Annotated in this window: 14 protein-coding genes; 3 read left to right on the plus strand and 11 right to left on the minus strand. The window is 57.0% G+C overall.

The window, feature by feature from the left end; translation table 11 throughout:
• Window positions 1-11: 11 nt before the first annotated feature.
• A complete protein-coding gene (gene phnA, locus AC2T28_RS13170) occupies window positions 12-1,256 on the minus strand; it encodes a phosphonoacetate hydrolase (RefSeq protein WP_486749448.1) in 1,245 nt (414 codons plus the stop codon).
• An 18-nt stretch (window positions 1,257-1,274) separates the two neighbouring features.
• Window positions 1,275-2,462 (minus strand): 2-aminoethylphosphonate--pyruvate transaminase, encoded by a 1,188-nt coding sequence (locus AC2T28_RS13175; RefSeq protein ID WP_486749449.1) that lies wholly within the window; start codon window positions 2,460-2,462, stop codon window positions 1,275-1,277.
• A 113-nt stretch (window positions 2,463-2,575) separates the two neighbouring features.
• Between AC2T28_RS13175 and AC2T28_RS13180 the strand changes: the two genes are divergently transcribed.
• Complete coding sequence (locus AC2T28_RS13180; protein WP_486749450.1) at window positions 2,576-3,442, plus strand: LysR substrate-binding domain-containing protein; 867 nt, start codon at window positions 2,576-2,578, stop codon at window positions 3,440-3,442.
• Between the two features lie 64 nt (window positions 3,443-3,506).
• Here AC2T28_RS13180 and AC2T28_RS13185 read toward each other — a convergent pair whose 3' ends face one another.
• From AC2T28_RS13185 to AC2T28_RS13195, 3 genes are all read right to left on the minus strand, one after another.
• The gene (locus tag AC2T28_RS13185) at window positions 3,507-5,528 is read right to left on the minus strand and encodes a putative 2-aminoethylphosphonate ABC transporter permease subunit (protein WP_486749451.1); all 2,022 of its coding nucleotides are present in this window, start codon (window positions 5,526-5,528) and stop codon (window positions 3,507-3,509) included.
• A complete protein-coding gene (locus tag AC2T28_RS13190; protein WP_486749452.1) occupies window positions 5,528-6,661 on the minus strand; it encodes a putative 2-aminoethylphosphonate ABC transporter ATP-binding protein in 1,134 nt (377 codons plus the stop codon). Before AC2T28_RS13190 ends, AC2T28_RS13185 begins: the two co-directional genes overlap by 1 nt.
• A gap of 229 nt (window positions 6,662-6,890) precedes the next feature.
• The gene (locus AC2T28_RS13195; RefSeq protein ID WP_486749453.1) at window positions 6,891-7,910 is read right to left on the minus strand and encodes a putative 2-aminoethylphosphonate ABC transporter substrate-binding protein; all 1,020 of its coding nucleotides are present in this window, start codon (window positions 7,908-7,910) and stop codon (window positions 6,891-6,893) included.
• Window positions 7,911-8,364: 454 nt separating this feature from the next.
• Between AC2T28_RS13195 and AC2T28_RS13200 the strand changes: the two genes are divergently transcribed.
• A complete protein-coding gene (locus tag AC2T28_RS13200; RefSeq protein ID WP_486749454.1) occupies window positions 8,365-9,168 on the plus strand; it encodes an inositol monophosphatase family protein in 804 nt (267 codons plus the stop codon).
• A 13-nt stretch (window positions 9,169-9,181) separates the two neighbouring features.
• On the plus strand, window positions 9,182-9,964 hold the full coding sequence (locus AC2T28_RS13205) for a DeoR/GlpR family DNA-binding transcription regulator (RefSeq protein WP_486749455.1): 783 nt from the start codon (window positions 9,182-9,184) through the stop codon (window positions 9,962-9,964).
• Here the strand turns inward: AC2T28_RS13205 and AC2T28_RS13210 are convergent.
• From AC2T28_RS13210 to AC2T28_RS13235, 6 genes are all read right to left on the minus strand, one after another.
• Window positions 9,951-11,249 carry an amidohydrolase family protein gene (locus tag AC2T28_RS13210; RefSeq protein ID WP_486749456.1) on the minus strand — a complete coding sequence of 433 codons (1,299 nt, stop codon included), beginning with the start codon at window positions 11,247-11,249 and terminating at the stop codon, window positions 9,951-9,953. The genes AC2T28_RS13205 and AC2T28_RS13210 overlap by 14 nt on opposite strands.
• A gap of 76 nt (window positions 11,250-11,325) precedes the next feature.
• A complete protein-coding gene (locus AC2T28_RS13215) occupies window positions 11,326-12,267 on the minus strand; it encodes an ABC transporter permease (protein ID WP_486749457.1) in 942 nt (313 codons plus the stop codon).
• Window positions 12,267-13,337 (minus strand): ABC transporter permease, encoded by a 1,071-nt coding sequence (locus AC2T28_RS13220; protein ID WP_486749526.1) that lies wholly within the window; start codon window positions 13,335-13,337, stop codon window positions 12,267-12,269. Before AC2T28_RS13220 ends, AC2T28_RS13215 begins: the two co-directional genes overlap by 1 nt.
• Entirely contained in the window at window positions 13,337-14,848 is a 1,512-nt protein-coding gene (locus AC2T28_RS13225; RefSeq protein WP_486749458.1) for an ABC transporter ATP-binding protein, read from the minus strand. The genes AC2T28_RS13220 and AC2T28_RS13225 overlap by 1 nt, the downstream gene beginning before the upstream one ends.
• 134 nt (window positions 14,849-14,982) lie before the next feature.
• Window positions 14,983-15,975, minus strand: coding sequence for a BMP family protein (locus AC2T28_RS13230; protein WP_486749459.1), 993 nt, complete (start codon window positions 15,973-15,975; stop codon window positions 14,983-14,985).
• A gap of 223 nt (window positions 15,976-16,198) precedes the next feature.
• Complete coding sequence (locus tag AC2T28_RS13235) at window positions 16,199-16,342, minus strand: hypothetical protein (RefSeq protein ID WP_486749460.1); 144 nt, start codon at window positions 16,340-16,342, stop codon at window positions 16,199-16,201.
• Window positions 16,343-16,439 lie beyond the last annotated feature (97 nt).

The following is a 16,439-nucleotide window of genomic DNA, read 5'->3' on the forward strand; positions in this document are numbered from 1 at the left end:
TATCCTTCATATCAGAGCGCCGCCGCTGTGGTGGCATAGAAAAACGCATCAAAGTTGCGCAGATCCGGCATGCTGCCCAGATCAATCTTGCGGTTGACGATGAAGGGGACAACCTGTTCGGTCAATCCACCATGGCTGCGCAGTGGCTCTTTAAGCGCGGCCAGATCATGGCGGTGCTCGGATGTGCCCAGGCAGATGTTTTCACCCGAGACCATCACAATGTCGCCGATACGGTCGGCGGGCATTTCAAAGTCTACAACCGCGCGTTCACGGGTCAGCACATGAGTGATGCCGTCAATCGCTTGCAGGCGGGCAACAATGTCGTTGCGGTCCGCATCTTCAGGCAGATAGGCGGTGGCAAAAGATCCCAGCGCACCATGGTGAACCACATAAGGGTCGGTGATCGGCAGGATGACGCGGGCCGCAGCCTCGCCCAGCCATTCATCTAGTACGTCCTGAACATAGATCACGGCTGGGGACCCGTCGGACAGGTGCTTGGGCTTCATGCCGTGGTCGGCGGTCACAACGATGGCTGCGCCCATTTCATCGAGCTGGGCCAGATACTTGTCGAACATTTCATAGAACGACTTGGCGTCTGCATCATCGGGCGCATATTTGTGCTGCACATAGTCGGTGGTGGTCAGGTACATCACGTCCGGTTTCCACTCGGCCAGCAGCTTTACACCGGCAGCAAAGACAAACTCAGACAGATCAGCTGAATAAACCTCAGGCTGGGGCATACCCAACCATTTGCTGGCTTCGGCCTGGCCATGTTCAGCAGCAGTCGAAGTATCGGATTTCTCGGCCGAGAAGCACTTGGCGCGGTCATCGTCGAACGACAGCCCAGCCCCCAGCAGCGCGCGCAGTTTGTCCTTGGCGGTGACAATCGCCACCTTGGCGCCGGCCTCGTAGAATTTGGAGAACACGGTTGGTGCGCGCAGGAAGCGCACGTCGTTCATCATCACTTCTTCGCCGGTTTCCGGCTCATACAGGAAGTTGCCACAGATACCGTGCACCGATGGCGGGCGGCCTGTGGCGATGGACAGGTTGTTGGGGTTGGTGAATGACGGGATTACCGAATGGGCCAGCCGGTCGGTGCCGGTTTCGCGCATGCGTTTCAGGGTTGGCATCAGGCCGTCGGCGATGGCCTTGTCCAGATATTCCGGCTCGCAGCCATCCAGACAAATCGCAATCGCGGTCACCTTAGGTGTGGGATATGTGCGGCCATTGGCAGTAACGGGGGATTGAATAGTCATAGGTCTTCCTTTGCGTAATCAGGCCGCCAATATGGCGCGTTCTTCCAGTGCCCGGGCGGGGGGCGTTGCGGATTTCACGCCCATCTCGTCCAGCGAGTCTTTGGCTGCGGCAACCACCTGCCGCATCACATTTGCATCCATCTGCCCGATGCAGCCAACGCGGAAACTTTCCACAACCGTAAGTTTACCAGGGTAGATAATAAACCCCTTGGATTTCATCAGATTGTAAAAGTCACCAAACACGAAGTTCGGGTCTGCCGGGCAGAAGAAAGTGACGATGATCGGCGACAGCCAGCGATCTTTGAGCAGGGTTTCAAAGCCCAGCTCGCGCATGCCTGACACCATCACATCACGGTTGTTGGTATAGCGCGCACCGCGACCCTCTACTCCGCCCTCCGCCTCGTGCGCGCGCAGCGCCTCAAGGAAGGCTGCAACCACATGGGTTGGCGGGGTAAAGCGCCATTGGCCGGTCTTGTTCATTGTGGCCCATTGTTCATGCACATCCAGGCTTAACGAGTTGCAGTTGCCCTTGGCGGCCTCAAGCTCGGACTTGCGAGCGATGACAAAGCCAAAGCCGGGCACACCTTCGATGCATTTATTGGCCGAAGACACCAGCGCCTCGTAGCGGATCTGGCCTACCTCAAGCGGCAATGCGCCAAAGGCGGACATGCTGTCCACCAGCAGTTTACGCCCGGCGGCATAGGTGGCCTCGGAAATCTCTTCGATCGGGTTGAGAATGCCTGAGCTGGTTTCGCAGTGAATCGCAACCACATGAGTGATGGCCGGATCATCCGCCAGGATCTTGGCAACCTCGTCCCCACGGGGTGGCAGGTAGTCGCCCTTGTCCAGAACCACGTGATCGCGGTCCAGATAGGCCAGGGTTTCTGCGGTGCGTTGACCGTAAGCACCATTGGCCAAAACCAGGGCTTTGCCATCGCGGGGGATAAAGCTGCCCAGCATCGCCTCGACCGAGAAAGTGCCGCTGCCTTGCATGGGAACGCAGTCGAACTCATCAGCGCCCTGCCCCAGCATCGCCAGCAGCTTGCGCCGCAACTGAACAGTCATAGCGCGGAAGTCATCATCCCAGCTGCCCCAGTCACGTAGCATGGCCTCTTTGACGGCATACGAGGTGGTCAATGGCCCCGGCGTCAGCAGATAAGGCTCACCCAATCGGGGGGATTCAATCGCGCAGTTCTGGCTGGTCATTGTTGTCTCCGAACTCTCGTTTCTAGGTTACAAATGCGGCATGATGGTCTATATGTAAAATTGCAAAAAACGATCAGACTATAGGTTCAACCTATGCAACTTGGAGGTAGGTTATGCGCCATAGCCAGCTTAAGGCGTTTCACTACGTAGCCCTGTTGGGCGGGTTTTCACGGGCGGCGGAAAAACTGCTTTTGACGCAGCCCGCGATTTCCGAACAGGTGCGCAAACTGGAGCAGGAAAACGACGTGCTGCTGTTCCACCGCGAGCGCAAACGGGTGCGATTGACCGAGGCGGGTGAACAGCTGTTTTTGATGACCAAGCAGTATTTCGAGATTGAGCAGCAGATCCACGACTATATGTCCGAGAGCAGTGCCTCGATTGATGGCAGCCTGCGTATCATCGCCGATTCAGCGCATCACGTGACGGACATTCTAAGCGCTTTTCGCACGCGATATCCCAAGGTCACTGTCAGCCTGCGGGTTGGCAACACCGGCGATATTCTGGAAGAGCTGCGTTCGTATAATGCTGAGATTGGCGTTGCGGGCAGCACCACACCGGGCAAGGACATGGAAGGGCTGGATCTGGGTGCAACCGAGATCATCGGCTTTGCCAGCGCTGATTTCCTGCCTGCAAGCAAGACATCGGTGAGCTTGAAGGAACTGTCGGAAATGCCACTGATTTTCCGCGAACAGGGCTCAAAAACACGCGAGAAACTGGTCACCGAGGCGGCAAAGAAGAACATCACCCTAACCCCGGTGATCGAGGCTGAAGGCCGCGAGGCGGTGCGCGAGGTTGTGGCCTCGGGGGCTGGCATCGGCTTTGTTTCAAGGGCCGAGTTTGGCCATGATGAGAGGCTGGTTCCGCTGATCATTGAAGACACAGATATCAGCATGGGTGAATCGCTGGTGCATCTGGGTCAGCGTCGTGATGTTCGCGTGATCCGCGCCTTTATGGACTGTGCTCGTAATTTGCAGGGGTAAAGAAAACCCTCCGCCCCTTACTCAAAAGGCACGGAGGGCGGCACTCGTTACCAGCACGTAACGACTATCTTGCGCGCCATGCCTGGGTGCGCTGCAGGATGCCCTTGGATATGATTTGGTGCAGGATGCGGGCCGCAGCGTTGGTGTAGAAAATCATCATCCCCATTGCGGCCGCTGGCGCGATGTCGCCTGCATCATCCATGTTCAACACCGCAATCGAGGCCAGCGAGGTTTTGGGAGAGTACAGGAACACCACCGCCGACACCGTCGTCATCGCGTTGACGAACAGATAAATCGAGATATCCAGGATCGCAGGCATGCAAACTGGCACCGTGACCCGGCTGAACAGTTTCATAGTTGGCTGTTTCAGCGAGGCCGACACCGATTCAAATTCACGATCCATCTGTTTCAGCGCTGTTACAGCCGTAAGGTGGGACACTGTGTAGAAGTGGGTGACAGCAGAGATGACAAGGATTGCCATGGTTCCGTAGATGATGTTCAGCGGATTGGATGGGTTGTTGAAGAAGAAGATATAAGCCAAGCCCAAGACCATTCCGGGAATGGCCATCGGCAGCATCGCGATCATCTGGAACAGCGACCGCCCCACCCGGAAACCTTTGGATTTTTCCACCAGATAGGCGCCAAAGAAGATGACTGCGGTCCCGACAACTGCGGTGATCAGGCCAAGCTTGATCGAGTTGTAGTAAGACCCCCAACCGCCACCATCCATCTTATCGAACTGATAGTTGTTCAGCGAAAGGCTGAGATCATAGGGCCAGAACTTGATCAGCGCAGCAAACTGACAGACCGCAAGGATGCCGACAATAAACAGAGCAACGACGCAGGAGTAGATCAAGAAGATCCGGTCTGCTTTGGTATTTGGAGAGGGCTGATAGGGAACAGAACGCGCCGACAGGGCTGCCACCTGTTTGCTTTGCACATATCGATCCAAGGCAAAGGCAAAGATCGCCGGGATGATCAGGACAACGGAAACCACCGCCCCCATTTCAAAGTTCTGCTGGCCGATCACCTGCTTGTAGATATCCACCGCCAGCACGTTGAACTGACCGCCGATCACCTTGGGCAGGCCAAAGTCGGTGATGACAAGGTTGAACACCACAAAGCTGGCCGAGATCAGACCATAGCGGGCTCCGGGGATGGTGACGGTCCAGAAAGTGCGCCAAGGGGTGGCACGCAGGGACACTGCCGCCTCGTATAACCGTGCATCAGAGATCGCCAGCGCGGTTGAAATGATCAGGAAGGCATGCGGGAAGGTGAAGAACACCGAGCCGATAACAATGCCGATGGGGCCATAGATGCTGGCACCAAACAGCAGTTCCTTGAGCATACCCTGATTGCCAAACAGATAGACCAGTGCGATACCCGGCAGCAGTGATGGCACCAGGATCGGGGCCATGGCGATGAGACGGAACACCCCCTTGAAGCGCATACAGCTGCGGTTCAGGGCGTAGGCAAACCAGAAAGCCAACGTGACGGTGACAATGGTGCTGACCACCGCAATGAACAGCGAATTCTTGATCGAGTTGAACAAGGCCGGGGTCGAGAAATAGTTGACGAAGTTATCAACCCCAGTGGATTTCACCGGCCGCAATTGCACCCGGCGGAAAGTGTTGCTGTCGAGCGTGACCCATTCCAGATCGTTGTGCAGAGTGGAGCCTACCAAGAAACGCCCACCGGGCTCGGCATTGCGGATCTGGTACATAACTGGACTGCGGAAACTGAAATTAGGGAACAGTTTGGTCACCGGCATGCGACTGTCAGAGCTTGCGCTGAAGTCTTCCTCGGTGAAGGCACCGGTGGCGGTATTCAAATCCAGTGGCCTCAGGATGGTGCCGTCAAACACGCCCGCCTCGTCCGAGACCTGCATTTCGTATTGCGACAGGTCAAAGCGATAGGTTGAAAAGGATTTTGACAACATAGCGTAGAGCGGGAAGGCCAGTGTCACCACCAGATACAGCGCAATGATAACCATGCCGCTGCGCATGATGATGTCATCGCGGCTCAGCTTGCTTTTAATCTCGGGGCCCGGAGGCATCGAGGAGATATTGGTCGAAGGCGTGCTCATCAGTTTGCCTCCGGGCGGGGAAAGGCCATCAGACGGTCTTGTGGCAGCTCAACCACCATTGTCTTGCCTGCCTCCAGCTCAAACCGGCGCACGGCGTTGATCGAGAGATCAGCAATCAGTTCAGAGTCGCCAAAATATTCATTCTGCAACCGGCAGCGCCAGAAGGAGCCGAGAAACTCCATTTCGGCAATCAGCACGGTAAAGACGTTTTCCGGATCGCCAATAACGTCTGTCTCATCAGGCGTACCCGAGCCATTGGCATGGGGGATCACATCTTCGGGACGGATCGCGGCGACGATGGTCTCTCCATCCGCGAAATGGTGTTGCTGGCTTTTGACGACATCACTGTCGGCTCCGATGGAAATGCCCGCTCTACCCCGCGCAGTGGCGGGCAGCTGATTCATCTCACCGATGAAGTCCGCGACAAACAGGTTGGCCGGTTCGCGGTAGATTTCAGTTGGCGATCCGACCTGTTCGATCACCCCCTGGTTCATCACCACGATCTGGTCGGCCATGGTCAGCGCTTCTTCCTGATCATGGGTCACCATTACAGTTGTCACGCCCAGCTTACGCTGCAATTCCTTGATCTCATGGCGCAGATGGACGCGTACTTTGGCATCCAGCGCTGACAGGGGTTCATCCAGAAGAAGAAGCCCGGGATTGGTGGCGATGGCACGGGCCAAGGCGATACGTTGTTGTTGGCCACCCGACAGTTGTGCCGGGTATTTGCTGCCCTGTTCGGGCAAGCCCACCAGTTCGAGCAGTTCATGCACTCGCACTGCAATTTCGGACTTATCGCGGCCGGTATTTTCCAGCCCAAAAGCGATGTTCTTTTCAATCGTCAGGTTGGGGAACAGCGCGTAAGACTGGAACACGATGCCAAAGTCCCGTTCCGAGGGTGGCAAGTTCGACACGTCTTTGCCGTCTTGCATAACTGTGCCTTTGGTCTGCAGGTCCAGCCCGGCGATGGCACGCAGCAGGGTGGTTTTGCCGCAGCCCGATGGGCCAAGGAAGCAGATGAATTCGCCCTCGTTGATGTCCAGGGAAATGTCTTTCAAAGCCAGGAATTCGCCAAAGGCTTTCCACAGGTTCGAGATGCTCAGGTAGAGATCGCCAGATGCTGATTGCGTCACGGAATTGGTCCTTCGGTCTGCGCCTTGCGCACGGGCCGACAAGTCGCAGCCAAAGCGTTGTCGATTTAACCTGGATCCCTCAACGCTGCCTGAAATCAAAGATTTCAACGCGTTAAGTGATACCCTTTGATTCAGATTAAAATCGAAACGCTATAAGCCACCTGACATTGTCGGAAAAATGTGAGGGATTGGGATGGTGAGGGACAAAAGCCCCTCACCCAATATTGAGTTACTTGGGGTCCGACTTGCCGTCGTAACGCTCTTGCCACTCTTTCAGGATGTCAGCCCGGTTGTTGGCTGCGAACTCGAAATCGTTGTCGATCATCTTGTCCAGCAGACCTTCGGGGAAGTGGGCAACAGGCTTGGCAACGCCAGGATAGGCAACAACCGCATAACCGGTGTTGTACATCTCGTTGGCAGCTTTGGTGACTGTGAAGTCAACCAGTGTCTGCGCCGCTTCGAGATTGGCAGTGCCAGCTACGATCGCAGTGGCTTCCATGTCCCAACCAACACCTTCGCTTGGCACGATGATTTCCAGAGGTGCACCAGCAGCTTTGGATTTGGCACCACGGAAAGCAAAGGAAATACCAATTGGGATTTCACCTGCTGCAGCCAGTTTACACGGCTTAGAACCGGAGTGTGTGTAGCGTGCGATATTGTTGTGCAGCGCGTCCATATACTCCCAACCACCTTCTTCACCAAAGATCTGCAGCCAGCTGGAAACATCCAGGAAGCCGGTACCCGACGAGTTCGGGTTTGGCATAATCAGGTGACCTGCGTATTGCGGGTCGGTCAGGTCCTGCCACGACGTGGGCGGTGTTAGGCCAACCTTCTCAGCCTCAACCGTGTTATAGCAAACCGAAGCTACCCAGGCGTCCATACCAACCCATGCTGGTGGGTTGTCACCGTCCACAAATTTGGCATCCAGCTTTTCCACACCGGCTGGTGCATAGCTTTCAAGCATGCCTTCGGCTTTCAACAGCAGCAGCGATGTTGCAGCAAGCCCCCAGACCACATCGGCCTGCGGATTGTCGCGTTCGGCCAAAAGCTTGGCAGTGATGATACCAGTGGAATCGCGCACCCAGTTGATTTTGATGTCTGGGTGAGCCTCGTTAAAGGTTTCAGCGTAGCGGGCCAGATCTTCGGCCTCGACCGCAGTGTAAACAGTCAGTTCGGTTTCCGCAGCAACAGACGTGGCAAGCAATGCACCAGCCACAAGCGACGTAATCTTAGATACGTTCAGTCTCATTTTCAGTCTCCTCTGTTAGTCTTCAAGAACTTCATGCGGGATTGTTGATCATCCCTTTGTAATGTCTCTGTGAAGCCCCGGTTACTCTGGCAGGTTTTTGGCACAAGAAAAATCGATTAAACCTACAACTTCATTACCGGAACCTATGGATACACATTGACCGCCCTTTAGCTTTCCAACCTTGCGACGATGTTGATGCAGATCTGTCCCAAGCTCCAAGACGCCACTTCGCAACCTCACCGACTTAAGATCTCCTCATATACCGTCGTTATCTGATGGGGATTTCACCCCTTGTGACATCAGCCTAACTTGTCTTTTTGTGTTTTTCTATGTTTTCTTGCAAAAATGTGCTTTTCTATTTTAGTCTGCACAAATAATAGACTGATGCATTTTGTTCGTACGGCAAGGCGCGCCCGACGCGCCCCGGCCTATCCGGCAACATTGGGAAACCGCCATGACCAAAAACCAAGCTACATTGGACGACACCATAGAATTCGCCAGATATCTTGCGGATCAGGCTCGTTTAATTTCACTGCCCGGATTCCGAAAAGACATTGAGATAACAAGTAAAAACGATCATAGCCCGGTGACTGAGATCGATCGGACCGTAGAAAAGTTTGTGCGCGAGATGGTCGAGAAGACCTATCCATCGCATGGGTTTCTGGGGGAAGAATTTGGGTCATACAATCTGGATTCCGATGACCTGTGGGTGGTTGATCCCATCGATGGCACCCGGAGTTTTATCACTGGCTGGCCCATCTGGGGGACACTGGTTGCCAAGTTAAAAGACCAGAAACCTGAAATTGGGCTGATTGATGTGCCCGCGATTCGCGAGAGATGGCTGGGGGTTTGTGGAAAATCTTGTAGTTTTGTGGACAGCAGCGGTGTGGCGCAGGAATGCGCGGTTTCAGATTGCAACGAATTGGCGCAAGCGCGGTTTTACACCACCAATATTTTGTATTTTGAGCCCAAAGACCGAGCCAAAATCGAAACCCTGCTGACTAGCACCGCTGTGCCGCGATTTGGCGGGGACTGTTACGCCTACGGCCTGCTGGCCTCGGGTCATGTGGATTTGGTGGTCGAGGCCATGCTGGAGCCATATGACTATTTCGCGCTGATCCCGGTGGTGGAAAGTGCGGGTGGAATTATCACCGACTGGGAAGGTAAGGCCCTTCATCAAGGTTCGGACGGACGGGTGGTTGCAGCGGCAACGCCAGAGCTGCACCGGGCGGCTCTGGACCTCTTGCAAGATATCTGACACGAGCAGAGCCATGTGGAAAAACCAACGACATCAACGCATATTCCGACTGCTCGACGAGATGGAGAGCGTCACCACCGACCATCTGGTCGAGGCCCTGTCGGTGTCGCGTGAGACAGTACGGCGGGATCTGTTGGACATGGACGCGCTCGGATTATTGCGGCGAGTGCATGGCGGTGCGGTTTCGGCTGATGCGCGTACTGAGCCGCCTCTGGATGTGCGGTCCAAGCTGCAGGTTAAAGAAAAGCAAGCCATTGCTCGGGCGGCTTGTGACCTGATCAACGAACACAAGGTAATCTTTTTTGACACCGGCAGCACCACCATTTTTCTGGCCCGCCAGTTGGCCAGCATTCCCGGGCTTCACGTGATCACCAACTCGCTTGAGGCTGCGCGACAGCTACAAAAAGACTATCATGCCAATCGCAGTTCCAGTCGAGTGACCCTGCTAGGCGGAGATTTGAGCGTGTTTGATTTTGCCACCTCGGGGCAGCAGACTGTTCGAGAGATCTCGCGCATTCATGCGGATTTGGCTTTTGTCTCGCCTACAGCAATCGACCATGCCCACGGCGCCACCAACGCGGTGCAGGAAGAGGCCGAGGTCGCCACCGCGATGCTGGAGAACGCCCGCGAGAATGTGGTGCTGGCAGATGCCAACAAGTTCACATCACAGGGAAACTACCGCTATTGCCGGTTTGAGCAGATGGACAATCTGGTCACGGATGCTGACATCCGCAAACAGGCAAAGCTGGTCGACACTGTTGCTGCTGCGGTCAAAAATCTGATTATCGCTGACTAGGTTGTTGCGGCGCATAGTCAGCCGGATTTAAAACGGTGGGCCTGCCCGGAAGCAACAACTCAGAGGTTTGAGTGGCAGTGCGGGCGATCACCTTGCCCTGCCGAATAACGGCCAAACGGGTGGCGCGCAGACGTATGGCCTCGATTGGATCCTGGGCCTGTAACAGCACCATATTGGCGGCGCAGCCTTTTTCCAGGCCGTAGCCTTGCAGCCCCATGATTGCGGCTGAATTCTGGGTCACGGCATCAAAGCACCAGGCCATATCGGCACGGCTGGATAATTGCCCCACATGCAGGCCCATCATCGCAACATCCAGCATGTCGGCGCGGCCCAGCGAATACCACGGGTCCATCACGCAGTCCGAGCCAAAGCCAACGGTGATGCCTGCGTCACGCAGCTCGGGCACGCGGGTTTGGCCGCGGCGTTTTGGGTAGCTGTCGTGGCGCCCCTGCAGCATGATGTTGATCAGCGGGTTTGGTATGGCGTGGACCTGTGCCTCGACCATCAGTGGGATCAGCTTGGAGACATAATAGTTGTCCATCGAATGCATCGAGGTCAGGTGCGAGCCGGCCACCCTGCCCTGCAGTCCCAGCCGTTGGGTCTCATAGGCCAGAGTTTCGATGTGGCGGCTGTGTGGGTCGTCGCTTTCGTCGCAGTGCATATCAACCATCAGCCCGCGTTTTTCAGCGATCTCACAGAGCAAACGGACTGACTCGGCCCCGTCTGCCATGGTGCGTTCAAAATGCGGGATGCCGCCGACAATATCGACGCCCATGTCGAGCGCACGAATCAGATTCTCCATCGCGGTTGGGTCACGCAGCACGCCGTCCTGTGGGAAGGCCACCAGTTGTAGGTCCAAGTATGGCGCCACCTGATTGCGCACCTCTAGCAGGGCCTGCACTCCGGTGAGGGCGTTATCGCAGACGTCCACATGGCTGCGGATCGCGCCGATCCCCATGGACACGGCGAGATCGCAATAGCGCAGGGCGCGGGTGACGATATCATCGACGCTTTGGATTGGCTTCAACTCTCCCCACAGGGCAATACCTTCGAGCAGTGTGCCCGAGGTGTTCATTCGCGGTGTGCCCAGCGACAGGGTGGCGTCCATGTGGAAATGCGGGTCCACAAAGGGGGGCGAGACGAGGTAGCCGGTGGCGTCGATCATCTCTTGCGCCTCGGCGGTGATATTCGGCTCGACGGCGGCGATCGTGCCGTTTTGGCATGCGATGTCGATGCCGGTGCGGCCATCTGGCAGGCTGGCATTTTTGAGGATCAGATCAAACATGTGGGTGCCTCGTGATTGTTGTCGCTGCTTTTATCTATTCGGGCGCGCCCGACCTATCGGTCGGGCAAACCAAAATTTATCTCTGCCCCTTAAACCAAGGGATGAGCAAGGCGCGCGGGTATTCGGCTTTGCGCGCGGCAACCACCAGGGCGATGATCGACAACACATAGGGTGCCATCAGGAATACCTGGCCGGGCACCAAAGCGCCGACCTCGGTTTGCAGGCGGACTTGTAGGGCATCGAACGCGCCGAACAGCAGCGCCCCTAGCAAGGCCTTGCCGGGTTTCCAGCTGGCAAAGATCACCAGAGCAATGCAGATCCAACCGCGCCCGTTGACCATTCCAAAGAAAAACGCATCAAAGGCTGACATGGTGAGAAATGCGCCGCCCAAAGCCATTAAGGCCGAACCGGCCACCACCGCACCAATACGCAGCCCATAGACGGACAGGCCTTGCGCATCGACGCTGTCGGGGTTGTCGCCCACGGCCTGCAAAGCCACGCCAAGCGCCGTGCGGTTCAGAACGTACCAGACCACCAACACCATCAACAGCGCCAGCCAGGTCATCGCGGTCTGCTGGAACAGGACCGGCCCCAAAAACGGAATATCCGACAGCAGTGGGATATCCAGTGCGCGGAAGGGTTCAATTCGGGGCGGCGAGGACACATTGGGCAGCGCGGTGCGGTAGGTAAAATAGCTGAGCGACGTGGCAAACAGGGTCACGCCCAGGCCTGAGACATGCTGCGATAGGCCCAGCGGCACTGTCAGGACCCCGTGGATCAGCCCAAAGAATGCGCCAGAAAGCGCGGCAACCAATACGCCACCCCATAGGCCCGCACCCAGCCAGACCGCCATCCAGCCACACATGGCACCGGCGGCAAAGATGCCCTCGATCCCGAGGTTCAGCACCCCGGACTTTTCACAGATCAGCGCGCCCAGCACGCCAAAGATCAGCGGTGTGGCGATACGTAAGGAGGCGGCCCAAAAGCTTTCGGACAGGAGGATTTGCAGGATATCCATCATGCTGCGCCCTCAACCGGTTTGCTGCGGGTGATGCGGTAGCGGGCGACAAAGCCGCCGATCAGCACACAGAGCAGCGACATCGAGACCACCAGATCTGCCAAGTAGGACGAAACCCCAATGGAGCGGCTCATGCTGTCGGCGCCGACAAAGACCGAAGCGATGAACAGGGCCGAGATTACCACCCCCACCGGGGACAGCCCTGCCAGCATCGCCACCACAATCCCGGTATAGCCAAAGCCTGGCGACAGGTCGGCTGTCAGATAGCCTTTGAGGCCTGCGACCTCGGACACGCCAGCCAGACCAGCCAGACCACCGGAAAGAAAGGCAACGCCAAACAGCGAGCGATTGACGCCAATACCGGCATGGCGCGCGGCAGCGGCGTTTTCACCCACAGCTCGTAGGCGAAAGCCCCAGACCGAACGTGCCAGCATGAACTGGGCAATGCCTGTGAGGATCAGGGCGAGGATCAGACCGGAATGCACCCGCATGCGCGGCAGCAGTTGTGGCAACATGCCCTGATCCAGAATGGGCGAGGACTGGGGCCAGCCCAATCCCATTGGATCCTTGAGCGCACCTTCGAGCATCATTTGTACAAAAATCAGGATCACGAAGTTCAACAACAGCGTTGTCACCACCTCGTCGGCACCAAAGCGGGTTTTAAGCAGTGCGGGCACCGTCATGCCTGCGGCCCCGGCGGCGGCGCCAAGGGTTACGATCAGCGGGATCAGCAAAAGGCCGGGAATATCCGCCGCCCCTGCCCCGATGGCGACGGCAGCCATGGCGCCAAGATACAGCTGCCCTTCGGCCCCGATGTTCCACAGCTTGGCGCGAAAGGCGAGCGCGGCGGCCAAGCCAGTGAAGATCAGCGGTGTGGCGCGGGTCAGCATTTCGGAGAACGCAAAGAGTGAGCCAAAGACGCCTTTGAACATTTCGCCGTAAGCCTGCGCGATGTCTGCCCCTGCGAACATCAACGGGATAGCCGCCAGAGCAAGTGCAATGACCGCCGAAAGCACCGGCACCCCAAGGGTCATCAGGCGGCCCGGTGATTGACGCGGCTCGATACGGATCATGCGGGCTCTCCTGCCATTTTCAGACCAATCTCTTCGCGGTTGCGGGTTGTGACCTCGGCAAGGTGGCCGTCGTGGATCACCATGATGCGGTCGGCCAGGCCCAGGATTTCGTCCAGATCCTCGGAAATCAGCAGGACCCCTGCCCCGTTGTTACGCGCAAAAAGCAAACGTCGCCCCACCTCGGCGGCGGCACCCATATCCAATCCACGGGTGGGTTGATTTGCGAGGATCAGCCGGGCGTTTTGTTCAAACACGCGGGCCAGGATCAGTTTCTGGATATTGCCACCGGACAAGAGCCGGGCCTTGGCCTTGATGCCGGGTCCGCGCACGTCATAAGACTGGCTAAGCGCGTGGGCGTTAGCAACAATGGCATCGCGGTTCAGCAGGCCCCTTGTCTGCACCTCGGGGTCATCCAAGCGTTCCAACACCATGTTTTCAGCCACCGACATGGTCCCGACAATGCCATCGTGGTGGCGGTCTTCGGGGATGCGGCCAATGCCTGCCTTAATCATGGTTTTAGGGTCCGGGTTTAGCACCTCGGCCCCATCTACAATGATCTGGCCAGTGTCAGGTCGGCGCAAGCCTGAGATCACGGCCGCCAAGGCGGACTGGCCGTTACCAGACACCCCGGCGATACCAAGAATTTCATTGGCATGAACGGTCAGGTTCACATCAGTCAAACTGTCGCGCGAGGAGTGCCCGTGTACGCTGAGCCCTTGAAGCGACAGCACCGGAGCACCGGGCTGGGCCTCTTGCCGGGTGATGGTGGCGGTGTCCTCGCCCACCATCATGCGGGCAATCACGCGCTCATCTGCCTCGTCTGTCGCGATTTCGCCTACCTTTACCCCGTGGCGCAGCACAGCAATGCGATGGGAAAAGGCCAGAACCTCGCGCAGTTTGTGCGAGATGAAGATCACTGCCAGCCCATTGCGGGTCATCGCGCCGATGTTTTCAAACAGGGTGTCTGCCTCTTGTGGGGTGAGCACGGCGGTGGGCTCGTCCAACACCAGAATACGGGCATCGCGATAAAGCGCCTTGAGGATTTCGACGCGCTGCCGTTCGCCCACCGTCAGTTTGCCCACCGGCGTATCCAGCGGCGCGCTGAGGCCTGAGCGGTCCATAATGCCCTGCACTTTGGCCCGCGCGGCGCTGCGGTCGCGGCGCAGGGAGAACAGCGGTTCGGAACCAAGCGTGATGTTGTCGAGTGCGGTGAGGTTCTCGGCCAGGGTAAAGTGCTGGTGCACCATGCCGATGCCCGCAGCCAGTGCGGCCTGTGGGTGGCCAAGGGGCAATGGATGCATCTCGCCCTGCTCGTCCGCCACATCAATGCTACCAGCATCTGGCAGGTAGTGGCCAAACAGCATGTTCATCAGCGTGGTTTTGCCTGCGCCGTTTTCACCCAACAGCGCCAGTACCTCGCCGCGATGCAGGTCAAGGCTGACGGCATCGTTGGCCACGACGGAGCCAAACCGCTTGGACAGGGCGTTCAAGGATAGGATTTTGGACATTGTCATTGAAATATTGGCCGGAGACTTTCGCCACCCGGATCGCATTTCGATCCGGGCAGCGCCCGACCCTCCCCTCGGGAGGGCGCTTTGCACCCACCCAGGGTCAGGCGCAGCCCTCTGTTACGTTTCAATGCCTATTTGTCCGAAACCGGGCGGTCGTCGTTTACGTTGACGCGGAACATGCCCTCCATGATCGACTTTTCGGTGTCCTGCACCTTGGTCAGTACGTCCTCGGGCACCAGGGTTTTGTCCACCACCAGTGATCCACCGCCGTAGCCCATAAAGCTGTATTGACCATAGTCCGCCGCCTCGAACATGCCCGCAGCCACAGCTGCAATAGCGCGGTCGATTGTCGGTTCCATATGCCAGAGCGCGGAGGTCAGGATGGTGTTGGGATAGTCAGCCGAGGTGTCGATCACATTACCCACAGCCTTAACCCCACGCTCAACCGCGGCGTCGGCCACGCCAAAGCGTTCGGCGAACATGATGTCGGCGCCTGCATCCATCATCGCAAAGGCGCTTTCCTTGGCTTTGGGTGGGTCGTACCAGCTGTCGATGAAGTTCACGAGGAATTTGACATCCGGGTTAACTGCGCGCGCGCCGTCCATAAAGGCGTTCATCAAGCGGTTCACTTCGGGGATGGCATAGCCACCAACCATGCCAATCACGTTGGTTTCGGTTGCGGCACCGGCCACCATGCCAGACAGATAGCTGGGCTCGTGTATCCAGTTGTCAAAGACCGAGAAGTTGGGAGCTACCGCCCCAAAAGATGAGCCCATAAGAAATGCGGTTTCCGGGTAGTCCGCAGCCACTTTACGCGCGGCGCGTTCCAGGCCAAAGACCTCGCCCACGACCAGTTGCACGCCCTGTTCCGCATATTCGCGCATCACCCGTTCGTAATCGGTGTTGGCGACATTTTCCGAGAATACATAGTCGATCTCGCCGCGGTCCTTGGCCGCATTCAGAGCCAGATGAATACGGCTGATCCACTGCTGCTCGACCGGGAGGGTATAAATTGCAGCAACTTTCACTGTGTCGGCGCGGGCAACGGTGGCGGGCAACATCAGCCCCAGCGCTGCGGTTCCGGCTAACATGGCTCTGCGAGAGATAGAAATTCTGTTCTTCATCTGTCAGTCCCCTGTTGTGCTATTTTTTAATGAGGCATTTTTTAACCAACTGGTCAATAAAATTCGCAATTAAAATCAACTCAAAGGACTGCTCATTAGTCGGGAAAGCGCCAGTTTTCGGCCTCGACCGCGATACCATGGGCGGTTGCCGACAATTGCCGGGCCAGATCCTCCAGCTTGGCCAGCGTTGCGTGCGCTGTGGTTGTGGTGGCAGATAGCCCCTCTAAAACACGACCACCGAAGTCAGGATGGGAGCTGTCACACAGATATTGCTCAGGTCGTGCTCCTCGCGGTCAAACCCGACAACAATATCCAGCACTTTTAACGTCTTGCCTACGGTGCCATCGTTGCCTTGCTGCTCTGTCATAAATGTCCTCATTGCCGTTCTCGCCCCAAATTCAGGACAAGATTGTTGATATCCTGCAAAAAATTGAAGTCCATGTTGTCGATATTTGAAATCCAGA

The organism is Parasedimentitalea nitratireducens, from assembly GCF_057444295.1.

Bases quoted from the DNA above. Each gene is read 5' to 3' on its own strand.
- phnA (WP_486749448.1), bottom strand. From the start codon at position 1,256: ATGACTATTCAATCCCCCGTTACTGCCAATGGCCGCACATATCCCACA.
- AC2T28_RS13175 (WP_486749449.1), bottom strand. From the start codon at position 2,462: ATGACCAGCCAGAACTGCGCGATTGAATCCCCCCGATTGGGTGAGCCT.
- AC2T28_RS13180 (WP_486749450.1), top strand. From the start codon at position 2,576: ATGCGCCATAGCCAGCTTAAGGCGTTTCACTACGTAGCCCTGTTGGGC.
- AC2T28_RS13185 (WP_486749451.1), bottom strand. From the start codon at position 5,528: ATGAGCACGCCTTCGACCAATATCTCCTCGATGCCTCCGGGCCCCGAG.
- AC2T28_RS13195 (WP_486749453.1), bottom strand. From the start codon at position 7,910: ATGAGACTGAACGTATCTAAGATTACGTCGCTTGTGGCTGGTGCATTG.
- AC2T28_RS13200 (WP_486749454.1), top strand. From the start codon at position 8,365: ATGACCAAAAACCAAGCTACATTGGACGACACCATAGAATTCGCCAGA.
- AC2T28_RS13205 (WP_486749455.1), top strand. From the start codon at position 9,182: ATGTGGAAAAACCAACGACATCAACGCATATTCCGACTGCTCGACGAG.
- AC2T28_RS13210 (WP_486749456.1), bottom strand. From the start codon at position 11,249: ATGTTTGATCTGATCCTCAAAAATGCCAGCCTGCCAGATGGCCGCACC.
- AC2T28_RS13215 (WP_486749457.1), bottom strand. From the start codon at position 12,267: ATGGATATCCTGCAAATCCTCCTGTCCGAAAGCTTTTGGGCCGCCTCC.
- AC2T28_RS13225 (WP_486749458.1), bottom strand. From the start codon at position 14,848: ATGTCCAAAATCCTATCCTTGAACGCCCTGTCCAAGCGGTTTGGCTCC.
- AC2T28_RS13230 (WP_486749459.1), bottom strand. From the start codon at position 15,975: ATGAAGAACAGAATTTCTATCTCTCGCAGAGCCATGTTAGCCGGAACC.
- AC2T28_RS13235 (WP_486749460.1), bottom strand. From the start codon at position 16,342: ATGACAGAGCAGCAAGGCAACGATGGCACCGTAGGCAAGACGTTAAAA.